Here is a 15,579-nt window from a genome sequence, read left to right on the forward strand (position 1 = left end):
CTTTTGTCAAACTTAAATCTGACTGTTTAGGCGTGATTGTCGCACTTCCTGTATCATCTTGACCATCGGTTGTGCCAGAATTTGGTTGAGAATCAGGGTCGAATTGGTCAGATTTTGAGACTTCTGCACTATTCACTACGGACAAGGCTGTCCGTACTACACCTACAAACGTGAATACTTTTGGAGTACCTACCGCAATACTGCCTACTGTTGCCGTCAATGTTCCATTTACATTGGTAAAATCGGAACCGCCAGGCGTTCCTGTACTCACAAACGTAATTCCCGCAGGTAAAACGTCTCTTACCTCCACATTCGTTGCCGTACTTGGTCCTGCATTGCTTACCGTAATGGTATATATTACGTTATCGCCAACATTAGGCGTTGTATTTGAAACGGATTTCGTCAAACTTAAATCTGCTTGCTGACCGTTCAAAGAAACTGCTCCTACATCATCCTGACCGTCTTCTGTTCCACTACCTACTTGACTATCTGGGTCGAATTGGTCGGATTTTATGATTTCTGCTTTGTTCGTAATTGTACCAGAAGCAGTGATTTTGGATTTGAATTTTAATGACGCTGAACCATTTACAGGAATAGTTGCTATATTATTTGACAACAATACGCCCGAAGTATTCACGAAATCCGTGCTACTTGTGAACTGTAAACCCGCAGGTAGAATATCTTTTACCTGTACGTTGGTTGCGGCATCTATTCCTGCATTATTCACCAACAACGTAAACTCCACTTCATCACCTACATTAGCATTGGCATTGCTCACAAATTTCTGCAAACTCAAATCCGCTACACGCACTCGCACGCTTGTACTATCTGTATCATCTTCACCGTTTAAAATTCCATTGTTTGGTGATGAATCTGGGTCTGGAACACTACTGGAGGTAATTTGTGCATTGTTTGTAATTTTACCTGTACCAGTCACTTTTGCAATAAATTTCAAAGCCTGACTTTGTCCTACGCCTAAGTTTGAAACTTGTCCAATTAATGTTCCATTGGTATTAGCGAAAGTACCTGAACTCACAAAAGTCAGACCTGACGGTAATACATCACGCACACTTGCAGAGTTTACGGCGTTTGGTCCTGCATTGGTTACAGTTATTGTAAATTCTACCTCTTCATTTGGATTAACAACTGCTTTATCAACCGTTTTAACCAAACTCAAATCGGCTAAAACACCTCCTACGGTGATTTTATCGGTATCATCTTCGTTGTTTGCTGTACCGTTATTTACCTGAGAATCTGGGTCAAATTGGTCAGATTTCGTAATTTCTGCCGCATTGATAACATTTCCTGCTTGTGTTAATTTTGCCGTGAAAGTCAAATTTTGCGTTACACCTGCCGCCAAACTTGGAATGGTAGCAGTCAATGTTCCTGCATTATTGGTAAAATTTCCTGCATTTACCAAACTCAAACCTGCTGGTAAAATATCTTTCACTTCCACATTGGTTGCGGTTGATGTACCTGCATTACTTACCTGAATGGTGTAAGTGATATTATCGCCCACATTTGCCGATAATGGCGTTGCTAATTTCTTCAAACTTAAATCGGCTACTTGTGGGGAGATGCTAACATTTCCTGTATCATCTTGTCCATCTTCTGTGCCTGTATTTGGTTGTGAATCTGGGTCAAATTGGTCAGATTTTGAAACTTCTGCACTGTTTACTACGGACAAGGCTGTCCGTACTACACCTACAAAAGTCAAGATTTTGGGTGTTCCCACAGCAACTGTCAAATTACTTGCAGTTAATACTCCTGAGGTATTTATAAAATCTGTACTTCCGATAAATTGTAAGCCAAATGGCAATAAGTCTTTCACCTCCACACCAGTGGCAATAGAAGGCCCTGCATTATTTATGGTAATGGTATAAGTTATTGTTTCGCCAACATTTGGTGATGTGTTTGATACTGCTTTTGTCAAACTTAAATCTGCTTGCTGACCACCAATTAATACGCCACCTGTATCATCTTGTCCATCTTCCGTCCCTGTATTTGGCTGTGAATCAATATCATAAACATCCGATTTACTAATTTCAGCTTTGTTTAGAATAGCGACAGGTTGTGTAACCTGTGCTACGAAAGTAAGTGTTACAATGCCTCCTGATGAAATCGTTGGGATATTATTTGAGAATAAAACGCCCGATGTATTGATAAAATCGGTACTGCTAACGAAGGTCAAACCCGTTGGTAAAACGTCTTTTACTTGAACATTAGTTGCGGCATCTATCCCTACATTTTTAACCGTTATTGTGTAAGTGATATTTTCGCCTACGTTTGGATTGGTTTTAGAAACGGCTTTCGTCAAACTTAAATCGGCTGTTTTGGGCGTAAGTATTGCATTTCCTGTATCGTCTTGACCGTCTTCTGTTCCTGTATTTGGTTGTGAATCTGGGTCGAATTGGTCACTCTTACTTAGTTCCGCTTTATTGACTACGGACAAGGCTGTCCGTACTACACATACAAATGTCAGTGTTTTTGTTCCAACGGCTAAACTGGCAATTTGCGAAGTTAATGTGCCGTTTAAGTTCGAGAAATCAGGACTTGAAACGAATGATAAACCTGTTGGCAAAATATCTTTTACCTCCACATTGGTTGCAATACTTGGTCCTGCGTTGGTTATGGTAATGGTATAAGTTACATTATCACCAACGTTTGGTGCGGCATTTGAAACCGCTTTTGTTAAGCTCAAATCTGCTTGTTGACCACCAATCAAAACACCGCCTGTATCATCTTGTCCATCATTTACGCCTGTATTAGGCTGTGAATCTGGGTCGTATTGGTCGGATTTACTTACTTCGGCTTTGTTTAATACAGACTGGGCAGTCTGTACTACTGCCACAAACGTAAACGATTTTGTTGCTCCAACGGCTATTGCTCCCGCCGTTCCTGTCAATGTTCCCGAAGTATTCGTTAAATCACTTGAACTTACAAATTGTAAACCTGCTGGCAACACGTCTTTTACCTCCACATTGGTCGCAATATCTGGCCCTGCATTGGTTACATTTATCGTATAAGTTATGTTTGAATTAACATTCGGAGCGGTATTAGAAACCACTTTTGTCAAACTTAAATCTGACTGTTTAGGCGTGATTGTCGCACTTCCTGTATCATCTTGACCGTCGGTTGTGCCAGTATTTGGCTGAGAATCAGGGTCGAATTGGTCGGATTTTGATACTTCTGCACTATTCACTACGGACAAGGCTGTCCGTACTACACCTACAAATGTTAATACTTTTGACGTACCCACTGGAATATTGGCTACTGTTGCGGTCAATGTTCCCGAAGTATTGGTAAAATCTGTACTTGAAACAAAATTGATTCCCGCAGGTAATACGTCACGAACTTCCACATTGGTAGCAACACTTGGCCCTGCATTGCTTAAGGTAATGCTATACGTGATATTATCTCCAACATTTGGTGAGGCATTTGAAACCGCTTTTGTCAAGCTCAAATCTGCTTGTTGTCCACCAATCAAAACACCACCTGTATCATCTTGACCATCTTCTGTTCCTGTATTTGGTTGAGAATCTGGGTCAAATTGGTCGGAAGCTAAAACTTCTGCTTTGTTCAAAATACTTCCTGCTTGCGTAACCGTTGCTACGAAAGTCAATACTTTTTGTCCGCCCGCAGTGATTGATGGAATGTTGTTAGAAATTAATGTTCCACTTGACAGACTAAAGTCTGTGCTACTTACAAAGGTCAATCCCACAGGCAATACGTCTTTTACTTTTACATTGGTCGCATTATCCGTTCCTTTGTTCGTAACCGTAATCGTATAAGTAATATTTTCGCCAACATTTGGATTGGTTTTAGAAACCGTTTTGGTCAATTCCAAATCCGCCTGACGAACTCGAATTGCTTCGTTTTCAGTATCATCTTCTCCATTATCCGTTCCATTGTTTGGCGTAGAATCAGGGTCTGGTACGTCGCTACTTGCAATTTGTGCTTTATTGGTAATTATTCCTGTACCCGTCACTTTCGCTTGGAAAGTGAAAGCTACGTTTGTATTTGGTTGAAGATTAGTAAATGTTCCCTGTAAAATTCCGTTGTTATTTATCAGCGTTGACGAACTTACAAATTCTAAACCCACTGGCAAAGCATCAGACACCGTTCCTGTTGTTACCGCATTTGGACCAGCATTAGAAACCGTAATGGTAAACGTAACCACATCATTTGGATTCACGACCGAATTATTAACGGTTTTCACCAAACTTAAATCAGCTAATTTTCCTGCTACGGTAATATTTCCTGTATCGTCTTGTCCGTCGGTAGTTCCTGTATTTGGTTGAGAATCTGGGTCATATTGGTCAGATTTTGTTACTTCTGCTCCATTTTTCAATGCTCCCGATGCTGTAACCTTTGCTATATACGTTAATGTTTTTGAAGTTCCCGAAGCAATGGTTAAACCACTTGTTGTCAATTGTTGTCCCGAAGCCGTAAAATCACTACTTGATACAAATTGTAAACCTGCTGGCAACAAATCTTTTACCTCCACATTGGTAGCAGTATTTGCTCCTGCATTGCTTACAATAATCGTATAGGTTACATTATCGCCCACATTTACCGATAATGGAGAAGCATTTTTCACCAATGATAAATCGGCAGTTTGTATAGTTAAAGGAGCATCGTCAGTATCGTCCTGACCATCAGCAGTTCCTGTATTTGGCTGAGAATCTGGGTCGTATTGGTCGGCATTTTTTATTTCTGCTTTATTATTTATTGATAAAGCTGTACTTGTTGCAGGAGTTAAAATCTTTGCTGTAAATGTTAAATTGATTGGCGTTCCAACTAAAACGGTTAATGGCGTTGTGTTGGTTAACGTGCCTAATGTATTAGTGAAGTTAGTTGATGAAACAAATTGTAAACCCGTTGGTAAAATGTCTTGAACCGTCACATTAGTTGCCGTTGAAGGTCCTGCATTTGAAACCGTAATGGTATAAGTTACAATATCCCCTACATTTGGATTCACATTCGATACCGATTTTTGCAAGCTCAAATCTGCTTGTTGACCACCAATCAAAACGCCTCCTGTATCATCCTGACCGTCTTCTGTACCTGTATTTGGTTGAGAATCTGGGTCATATTGGTCAGATTTTGACACTTCTGCTTTATTCAAAATACTTCCTGCTTGCGTAACCGTTGCTACAAAAGTTAAAGTCGTTGAAGCCCCCGACGCAATCGAAGCAATATTATTTGACAATAACGTTCCTGATGTGTTGGTGAAATTTGGAGCGGCAGGCGTTCCTGATGAAACAAACGTTAAACCCGTTGGCAAAATGTCTTTCACTTGCACATTTGTTGCCGTTGAAGGTCCTGCATTTGAAACCGTAATGGTATAAGTGATATTTTCTCCTACATTTGGGTTCGTTTTTGAAACCGTTTTTACTAAACTTAAATCCGCTTGTTGGGCATTAATATCTACCAAACTTCTATCGTCTTCGGTATTGGCAGTGCCATTTCCGTGCGGTGAATCCAAATCTGGTTGGTCAGCTTTGGATACCTCCGCCGCATTGCTTGTCACACCTGCTAATAAAACTTTGGCAACAAAAGTTACTGAGGCTGAACCATTTACCGCAATGCTTGAAATCGTTCCTGTTAATGTTCCTGCAACATTTGTTAAAGTCGAAGAACTCACAAATTGTAAACCTGCGGGCAAAACGTCCTTCACTTCCACATTGGTAGCGGTGTTTGGCCCTGCATTATTTACCGTAATGGTATAAGTAATATTCTCACCAACATTTGGAGTTGTTTTTGAAACCGTTTTGGTCAAACTCAAATCAGCCTGATTCTGAATCGTTACGGGCGTTGGCGTGCTTCCTGTTGGTGTCGGGTCAGTTCCATTATTAGAAACATCAGACGTACTTCCACCCGTTGTACCTGTACCAGAAGCTGTTACGTTATTCAAGAAAGTGTTGCTTCCTGTATAACCGTTCAATTTTATATTTACCGTAAAGGAATATGTATTGCTCGTATTGGCGGCTAATGTTCCCGAACCTGTCAAAAGATTTTGTGCCGATGGCGTTCCTAAAAACCCTGCATTAATATCTGCTGCCCCTGATTTAGCCGTAACCGTATAAGTAATTGGTGAAGGAAAAGTAGTTGCTAAATTCTCCGTTACTTGAACATTATTTAAGGTAACGTTTCCGTAGTTTTTCGTTACAACCTGATAAACAACATTGTAACTTCCATCAGCTTGCAAAGTAGGCGAACCTACCACCGATTTTGCCACACCAATAATTGGGTTTGAAATCGTTACAGGCGTTGGTGTATTTTCACCGTTGTCTCCTGCAAAACCATTTGAATTGGGGTCAATGGCTACTTCTAAGCCATTATTTGACAAATCAGAAACTGTACCTCCCGTTGGATTTGTCCCTGTTGCGGTTACTTGATTATTAAATATGGTCTGCGTCGAACCGTTCAAGGTTACTCGTACTGTAAACGTAATGACACGAGCCTGCCCTGCCGTTAACGTTGAAGTATTTGAAGCATTTACCAATAATAAATTCAATGCCGAAGTACCATTATAAGCACTTTCTGCCGACAAAGGGGCAAGTGTTTGTGGTGCTTGCGAAATTGTATAAGTAGCTGGACTTGGGAAAACAGTCGATAAATCGTCCGTTATTTGCACGCCTGTCAAAGTTACATTTCCGATGTTTTTTACCGTAACCGTATAAGGCACATCATAAACGCCATCTGAAACTTTTGTGGGCGTTCCTGCTGATTTTGTTACACCAATATTACCATTGACGATGCTTACAGGCGTTGGGGTATCTTCGCCAAAATCTTTTGGATTTCCGTTTCCATTCGGGTCAATGGCATTTGCTCCACCATTATTCGAAATATCCGAAGGCGAACTTACCGTAACACTCGCATTGGTTGCTCCTGCCGAAGCCGAGTTATTGAAAAGTGTTTGCGTTGAACCATTCAGATTAACTCTAACGGTAAAAGTTATCGTCTGCGTTGCTCCAATTGCTAAGGTTGAGGAAGTGGACGTTAATAAATTTTGAACAGTATTTCCGTCAAAAGCACTATTAATAGTTAGCGGTGAAGCCGTTGATTTTGTGGTAATTGAATACGTGATTGGGCTGCCAAAAGTAGTATTCAAATTATCTGTTACTTGAACATTTGCCAAAGCAACATTACCCAAGTTTTTCACCGTAATTGTATAAGGCACATCGTAAACGCCATTGGTTACTAAAACAGGCGTTCCTGCTGATTTTGAAAGACCAATTACTGGATTATCATTACAACTTACATTGGCAGTTGTTGTATTTACACAACCTGTTGTTACGTCTTTTATCGTGATGGTATAAGCTCCGTTGGCCAAATTATTGAATACATTTGAGGCTTGAAATGCTCCTGTATTTAAGGCATAATTCAAGGTTCCGCCCGTTGGATTGGTTGCCCCTGTTACGGTAATTACGCCCGTTCCTGCACCACCCACACACGAAGGCGTAGCCGATGAAAGCGTTGGTTTTGGACGAACCGTTACCGTCATTTCATCATAAGAAGTACAATTCCCTGATGCTCCAATTGTCCAACGATATTTATAAGTTCCTGCTAATAAACCTGTTACTGTGGTTGTTGGAGAATTGACGTTGGTAATTACTTCTGGTGAACCCGATGGCCCTGCCACTTTCGACCAAGTTCCTGTTCCGACGGCGGGGGTATTGCCTGCCATTGTTAAGGTTGAGCCTTCACAAATTACTTGACTTGCCCCTGCCGAAGCTGGCGTTGGCGAAGCCACAATATTTACTACAATATCATCAACAGAAGTCTGGCAATCGTTGGGAGAATTTACGCCTGTCGAAACCGTCCAACGGAAAGTATATTGACCCAAATCTGTTCCAACCACTTGCGAAGTTGGCGAATTGGGCGATAAGAAAGTTACATTTGGATTAGCCGCAGGTTTTGAAATTTGCGTCCAAGTTCCTGTTCCTGCCGTTGGAACAGTTGCGTTTAAATTTACGGGTGAAAACTGACAAACAATTTGGTCAACTCCTGCATTAGCGGTACTTGGCACAGCTAAGTTATTGATAATCATTGTATCACGAGAAATACACTGACCAGACGTAATCGTCCAAATATATTTATAAGTTCCTGCGGATAAACTCAATGCCGTTGTGGCAGGACTTGTACCCGAAGCAGGAGAAAATACAGAATAAGGCGAATCAGGTGTTTTTGACCATGCTCCTGTGCCTACCGTTGGTGTATTTCCTGTAATATTGGCGGCAGTTCCGTTACAAATTGTTTGGTCAATTCCTGCATTGGCAGTTGTTGGAGCAGGGTCTGGAACATTTATCGTAACATCATCTGTCGAAACTGTACAAGGGCCATTTGAAATAGTCCATCTAAAAACATAACTACCCGACGCATCAATACCTGTAATATCAGTGGTGGCAACTTGTGGGTTTTGAATCGTTGGCGTTGGTAAAGTTGTTGGTGTTTTTGAAACCAAAGTCCACATACCTTGTCCAACGGTTGGTACGTTGGCAGTCATTTTAACTGTTGGCGGACAAACCGTTTTATCCACTCCTGCATTGGCTACGGTTGGCGTTTGGAAATTCTCAATTCTTACTTCATCGCCAATTACGCAAGTTCCGTTAGTAATTGTCCATTTTAATAAATACAAACCATATTTACTTGTTGAACCAATATTTAAAGTAGCACTTGGTGATGTAGGATTTGTTAAAGTAGCATTTGAACTTCCTGTTGGTTGAGACAATATCGTCCATAAACCTGTTTGTCCTGCTGGAACAGGATTAGGCGTTACATCTCCAGTATTCAAACTAATTGCTGAACCTTCACAAATTTGTTTATCTGCTCCTGCGTTTGGTGTGCTTCCTGCGGCTGAAACGTTTATAGTTACTTGGTCGGCAGTTGGAGCAGGACAAGAAGTAGCATTCGCATTTTTGATAATTGTATAAGCAAAAACGTATTGTCCCGTAGTCAAACCTGTAACAACTGCCACATTAGATGGCGAAGCCGTTGGTGTAATTGTTTGTGTAGCCGGCCCTGAAATTTTTGTCCAAGTTCCCGAAGGGCCATTTCCTGTTAAAGTGGTCGAATTACTCAAACAAACATTTTGGTCAGCACCTGCAATTGAAGCCTCCTGAACATAAACATCAATGTCGTCAGAAGTAATGGCACAGTTCGTTCCTCCCGAAACCGTCCATCTTAATTTATAATTTCCTTGTATTAAACCCGAAACGGTTGTTGTTGGCGATGTATTACTTGAAAAACTAATGGCAGACGGAGCATTTCCAACGATTGACCACGCCCCTGTACTGGCTGAGTTTATAGCGTCCGCAGTTATGCTTACACTACTTGCCGTTGGACAAACCTGTACACTTGCCGCAGCAATATTTGCCACACTGATTGGCTCAGAAACCCTAATCGTTACATCTGCTTGCGTTCCATTTGAACAAGAACCATTTGTAATCGTCCAACGGAAAACATAATCGCCCGGAGCTAAACTATTTACAGTTGTTGTTGGATTATTGTCATCGGTAATACTTGCCTGCGAAGGGCCCGAAACCTGTGTCCAAGTTCCAATACCTGCTCCTGCATTATTTCCTGCAAGCGTTGCCGAAGTTCCGCAAAGTGTTTGCGTTGCCCCTGCCGATGCCGTTGGCATTGCCGAATTTACCGTTACTTGTACGGTATCATTTGAAGAACAAACCCCGTCGGTAATTGTCCACACAAATTTGTACGTTCCTGCTTGCAAATTTTGAGCTTGAGCAGTTCTGAGGTTTGCATTGGGGCTAAAAGTGGGCGTAGCACTTCCTGCGGGCTTGCTTACATTTGTCCATGTACCTGTTGTGGTAACAGAAGCAGGTGCAGAAGCTCCTAAGGTTACTGAAGTGCTACCCGTAGCAGCACAAATATCAACTCCTGCGTTGGCATCACCCGGTCCTTGTGAACTATTGGTCGTAATCACCACAATATCCGAAGCCGTTGCACAACCACCCGAACCCGTTGCTGGCGTACTTACCATTGTCCATTGCAACTGATAAGTAGTATTTGCCACAAGATTGGTCAGTTTTGCATTAGGGTCATTTACGTTGGTAAATGCGGGTGCTGTACCTGATGGCGATTGTCCGACAACTGACCAAGTTCCTAATTGTCTTCTCAATGGAGCATTGGCTTTTAATTGTACCGATGTACCAATACAAACTGGCACTTGGTCTGCTCCTGCATCTGCCAGTGGTGGTACACGAACTGTTACCAAAACATCATCAAACGTTTTCGGACAGTTTATACCGTTATCAATAGTCCACCTAAAAGTATAATCGCCTGTTAATAAATTGGATACGCCCGAAGTATTTAACGTATTATTTGAAAATACGGCTACTGATGGCCCTGAAACTTGCGACCATTTTCCTTTTCCTGCGGCAGGCGTATTTCCTGCCAAAGTAGTGCTTGTTACACCACAGGCTACTACTTGGTCTGTCCCTGCATTTGAACCCGAAGGCGTTATTGAAATAGTTACTTTAACATCATCTGTTGCCGTCTGACAAGTTGAACTTGCTGAAGAGTTTCTTGTAAATCGAATGATATACTCTCCTGCTACGGTTAATCCCGAAATTACTTGCGGACTATTGGTAGCATTCACAGGTGAAGCCATTACACCTGCTGGTCCTGAAATAATTTGATATTGCGTATAAAGTCCTCCACTTTGGGTATATGGCAATGAAACCGAAGTTACATTACAAGCCAACACTTGGTCTGTACCTGCATTAATTGAAGGCGTTGTTTGATTATATAACTGAACAGTATTCGTGGTTGAACAACCCGTTGTGGCATTTGTAATAGTATATCTAAATTGATAATAGGCTCCCGAAGCTAAACCTGTTACAGTAGTTGTTGGCGATGTTGGTGATACAATCACTGGTGAACCTCCACCATTATTTATAATTGTCCATGCTACGGTTTCTCCTGTGAACGAAGGTACTGTTCCATTCAAAACAACAGAAGTACGACCATCACAAAAGGTAATATCAGGCATTGCTCCTGCTTGTGTAATTGACTGTGATGGAGCAGGTACTACAATAGTTACCTCATCCGAGCCATTTACGCATGGGCCCGTTGCCGTTAAACGGAATACATAAGTTCCTTGTTTTAAATTACAAACTTGTGGGTTACGAATAGCAGTATTTGAAAATGTAGCAATCGTTGGGCCACTCACCTGCGACCATACCGTTGTTTGCCCACCAGTTCCATTACCTTCAAAAGTTCCACTCAAATTGGCACAAGTAGAAACTGAATAACACGCTACATTAGACGCAATATTTTGGTCAGCCCCAGCACTCACGGTAAGTACCCCACCACGATTAGTAATAATGACATCATCAGTAACAATACATCCATTGGTACTTGTAATAGTATATCTTAATGTTGTTGACCCCGCACTGGTTTGTGAAAGCGTAATTGATGGGTTTGAAATCGTTGTACTACTTAACGAAACGCCTGCATTATTACTTCCAATAATTGCCCATGTTACGGTTTCTCCCGAATTTTGAGGCGTATTTCCTGTAACACTATACGTACCAGGGCAATAGGTTGCATCCGCCCCTGCATTAGCTATTGAAATGGGCTTTACAGTAATTTTAACTTCATCAAAAACCGTCTCTTCATCTTCACAAACAGCCGTCAGACGAAATGTATAAGTCTGATTGGGTGTTGCTCCCTGAATGATAGGATTAACAATATTAGGATTTGAAATGACCACCGAAGGACCTCCAACTTGTGTCCATGTAATCATTGGCGTATAACCAGCTACCGCAGAAGAGGCAGTTCCCGCTAATTGTACCGTTTGATTGGCACAATAGGACGCATCAACATTGGCATTAACCGTACAATTCTGAGCTTGAATTATAGAAGGAAAAAATACACATAAAAATGCAGCAAGGCTAAATACTAAAGCCTTTCTTGAGGTATTTCTAAATAAGCAATTACAAAGTATCGCTATTGCGGGACGGGGAACTACTTTAATCATGGCGGTGATTTTCAGCGTTTTATGAGAAAAGTCTATAAAAATTCATAGCACTTAATCGTAGGATTACCAAAATGATGCCAAAAAAGCCTTTTTAAGTATAGAGTCTCTTTTCATAGAATGACTGTATCCCATAATTTATGAGATGATTGAATGATAAAAAGTAAATAATTGTGCGGAAATGATTTGAAATTTCGGATTTTTGTAAACTTTATAAAATGAATCACTTAAAACATTAAAATGACTGATTATATTTTAAGAATTGACTGTCCAGATGAGAAAGGACTTGTACATAAAATCACGGGGGTATTATTTTTTAATAACCTAAATATTGAAAGAACAGATGAATTTGTGGACGTAGAAAATAATCTGTTTTTTATGCGTATTGCTTTTTCTGGTAATTGTGACCCTGAGAGAATTGAAGATGGTTTAAGAGGAATTCTTCCCGACAATTCAAATATTGACCTTACCACAAAACAAATTAAAGATGTTGTTGTTTTAGTAACCAAAGAACACCATTGCCTTTCTGATTTGTTGGTGAGAAACCAATTCAAAGATTTACCTTTTAATATTTTAGCAGTTATCGGTAATCATGATACGTTGCGTGACTTATCTGAAAAATTCAATATTCCATTTCATTATTTACCTGCCGAAAATATCACTCGTGCAGAACATGAAAAACAGATTGAAGAATTAGTAAAAAGTTATTCACCAGACTATTTGATTCTTGCCAAATTTATGAGAATTCTAACGTCTGAGTTCACCGAGAAATTCAGTAAGAAAATCGTCAATATCCATCATTCGTTTTTACCTGCTTTCATCGGAGCAAATCCGTATAAACAAGCTTACCAACGTGGTGTAAAAATTATTGGAGCAACCGCACATTTTGTTACTGACGATTTGGATGAAGGCCCCATTATTTTTCAAGATGTAACACGAGTAAATCATACAAAAAATGCACAAGAAATGGCACAAGCAGGACGTGACGTTGAAAAAATTGTTTTGGCAAAAGCCCTAAAATTAGTATTAGAGGATAGGGTATTTATTCATGGAAACAAAACCATTATTTTTGAATAAGTAGGATTTAGTTGTTGGGCATTAGTGTTGGCACTCCCTGTTAATCAAAATATTGTAACATAGTCAAACATAATCGTAGCGGCAAACCGCTTAATTCTTACCAATACTTATACCCCAAATAAAAAGAGCAATTATGCCGCCACACAATTGCTCCTTTTATTTGAGCGGGCAGAGCCGCCACTCTACCCAACTCCAGTAAAAGATAATGAAATAATCATCTTTACTCTTTTAGTTAAATTACACTTTCTGTAATCATAAATAACTTAAATCAAAGTTAATTGTATTACCTCTAAATACCTCCATCTGATGGGGTGACAAAAGGGGGACTTCTATCATTTTTTTACAAACTTTAAAATCAACATTTCGCTTATCTCTAAATTACTTCATTTAAAACAAGAGCATATTTTCTGGTATTATTTCAACCTTTCGTTTTGAATATGAAATGTTTTTTAACGTTCCTATCTATGCTTCTATGTAGCATAAGTAGTTCTGCTTATTATCAGTCAATTGATAGTATCAAAACGGTATATCTCAATGCAAAAGGCAATATAAAAATCGAGGCATCGATAGATTTTGCCCGTAAACTACCTCCTCCCGACTCTTTAAAAGCTATCTTTTTATTCAGAGAAGCTTTATCTCAATCACAAAAAAATAAATATCCTCAAGGCGAAATCAGGGCTAATCATTGGTGGGGTTGGTATTATTTTGAAAACTTACATAACCCCAATAAAGCCATTCCACTATATCGAAATGCCATCAATTTGGCACTGAAACATAAAAACTATGATGAGGCGTTTTGGGTATATGCCATCCTAAAAGATGTTCATGTATTTTTATCAGATTTTACAACTGCGATTAATGTGCTAAACGAAGAAAAAGATTTCGTTGAAAAAGCTAACCTGCATACATATTTACCTCCTATTTATGCAGGTTTACTCCAATGTTATGGAGGTGTGGGAGATTTCAAAAAAGCAAACGAAACCTTTAACGAAGGAATGCTTTTATCAAAACAAATTGACGACTTACACACTATTTGGTTACTGCTCACAACGATGTCAGAGATAAAACTTCAGCAGAAAAACATAAATCAAGCTCTTGCATATCTGAATAAAGCCATTGAAGTAGGTATCAAAACAAAAGAATACTATAATGTTCTGAACTTACAGTCGAAAGTAAATTTATTGATAAAGTTAAATCAACTCACCCAAGCAGAAACCTTGTGTAGGAGTATCCAAAAAAGAATGTCAACCATCGAATCTTTTGAATTTGTAGGGACAAACAACGCCTCATTAGGAAATATTTATTTGGCTCGAAAAGATTATGGAAATGCCCTAAAATATTCATTAGACTCTTACAAAGAAACACTCAAAGCAGGCAATGAAGAGAATCTGATAAAATTGGATAGTACCTTATTTATTATCTACAAAAAATTAGGAGATTTTGAAAACGCCTTCAAGCATAGCAGTCATTTTATAGAACTCAATGAAAAATTACTTTCAAAAGATAAAATCAAGCAGTTTCAAAATGTACAATATCGCCACTATATGGATAAAAAACAAAAACAAATTGAGGCAGAACAACGAATTAAACAGGCATATATTCTGATTTCAATTATCTTGTTTTTAACGCTGATGCTCGGAACGATTGTTTTTATCATTACCCAGAAAAATAGCGAACTCAAAGTAAAACTGTTGAACGAAACCACTAAAAATGAAGAACAAATTAGAGAGAATATGCAATTTGAAATGGAAACCCAAACCCGAGAACTAACTTCTATGGCGATGGCTATCGACCAAAAAAATATCCTTTGGAAAAACGTTCAACAAAAATTAAAGGAAACACTGTCGGCAATGCCCTCCATTTCGGAACAAGAAATTAAATCTATCTTCAAAATCATTTCTCAAGATAATGATAGCCAACACGAATGGGACACTTTCAAACTTCACTTTGAAAGCGTCCACCCTCAGTTTTTTACTACTTTAAGTCAAATAGCCCCTACTCTTACACAATTGGAACTACGTCAGTGTGCGTACATCAAAATAAATTTAGCTCCCAAACAAGTGGGTAACTTACTGAATATCACGCCTGATTCTGTCAAAAAATCACGTATGAGAATTAAGAAAAAACTCAATTTATCCACAGAAGACAATTTGTCTAAATTTATAGCTAATCTAAAAATGGCTTAGCTGTTAAGGAAAGGGATTAGGATTTAGTATCACCATGAGTTTGATTATTAATGACTTATCAAATTTCAAAATATAGACTAAATTTGCAACATTTAAAAGAAAAAACGGTCTTTCAGTAGTCCTGTTTTTATGGAATATTTATTAGACTTCCTGCGAAAGTGTTTTAAGTCGTAAAACAACATCTTTTCGGCTACAAATAGCGAAAATTTTTCAAGATTGGGCATCCCCCATTTCTCTGCTATGCTTTCAAAATTCCCGCTATTTTCACTCGAAAATATACCATTTTTCAATCATAAAACACTTTCGCAG

3 protein-coding genes are annotated in these 15,579 nt (G+C 39.4%); 2 read left to right on the plus strand and 1 reads right to left on the minus strand.

The window, feature by feature from the left end:
• A partial coding sequence (locus LV89_RS20065) for a DUF11 domain-containing protein (protein WP_109744711.1) occupies positions 1-12,010 on the minus strand: 12,010 nt, incomplete at its 3' end.
• Between the two features lie 237 nt (positions 12,011-12,247).
• Between LV89_RS20065 and purU the strand changes: the two genes are divergently transcribed.
• Together purU and LV89_RS20075 are read left to right on the plus strand one after the other, a co-directional pair.
• Complete coding sequence (purU, locus tag LV89_RS20070; protein ID WP_109744712.1) at positions 12,248-13,084, plus strand: formyltetrahydrofolate deformylase; 837 nt, start codon at positions 12,248-12,250, stop codon at positions 13,082-13,084.
• Between the two features lie 464 nt (positions 13,085-13,548).
• Positions 13,549-15,270 carry a tetratricopeptide repeat protein gene (locus LV89_RS20075; RefSeq protein WP_109744713.1) on the plus strand — a complete coding sequence of 574 codons (1,722 nt, stop codon included), beginning with the start codon at positions 13,549-13,551 and terminating at the stop codon, positions 15,268-15,270.
• Positions 15,271-15,579 lie beyond the last annotated feature (309 nt).

Origin of the sequence: Arcicella aurantiaca (assembly GCF_003148625.1) — a bacterium.
In the GTDB taxonomy this organism is placed as follows: Bacteria; Bacteroidota; Bacteroidia; order Cytophagales; family Spirosomataceae; genus Arcicella; species Arcicella aurantiaca.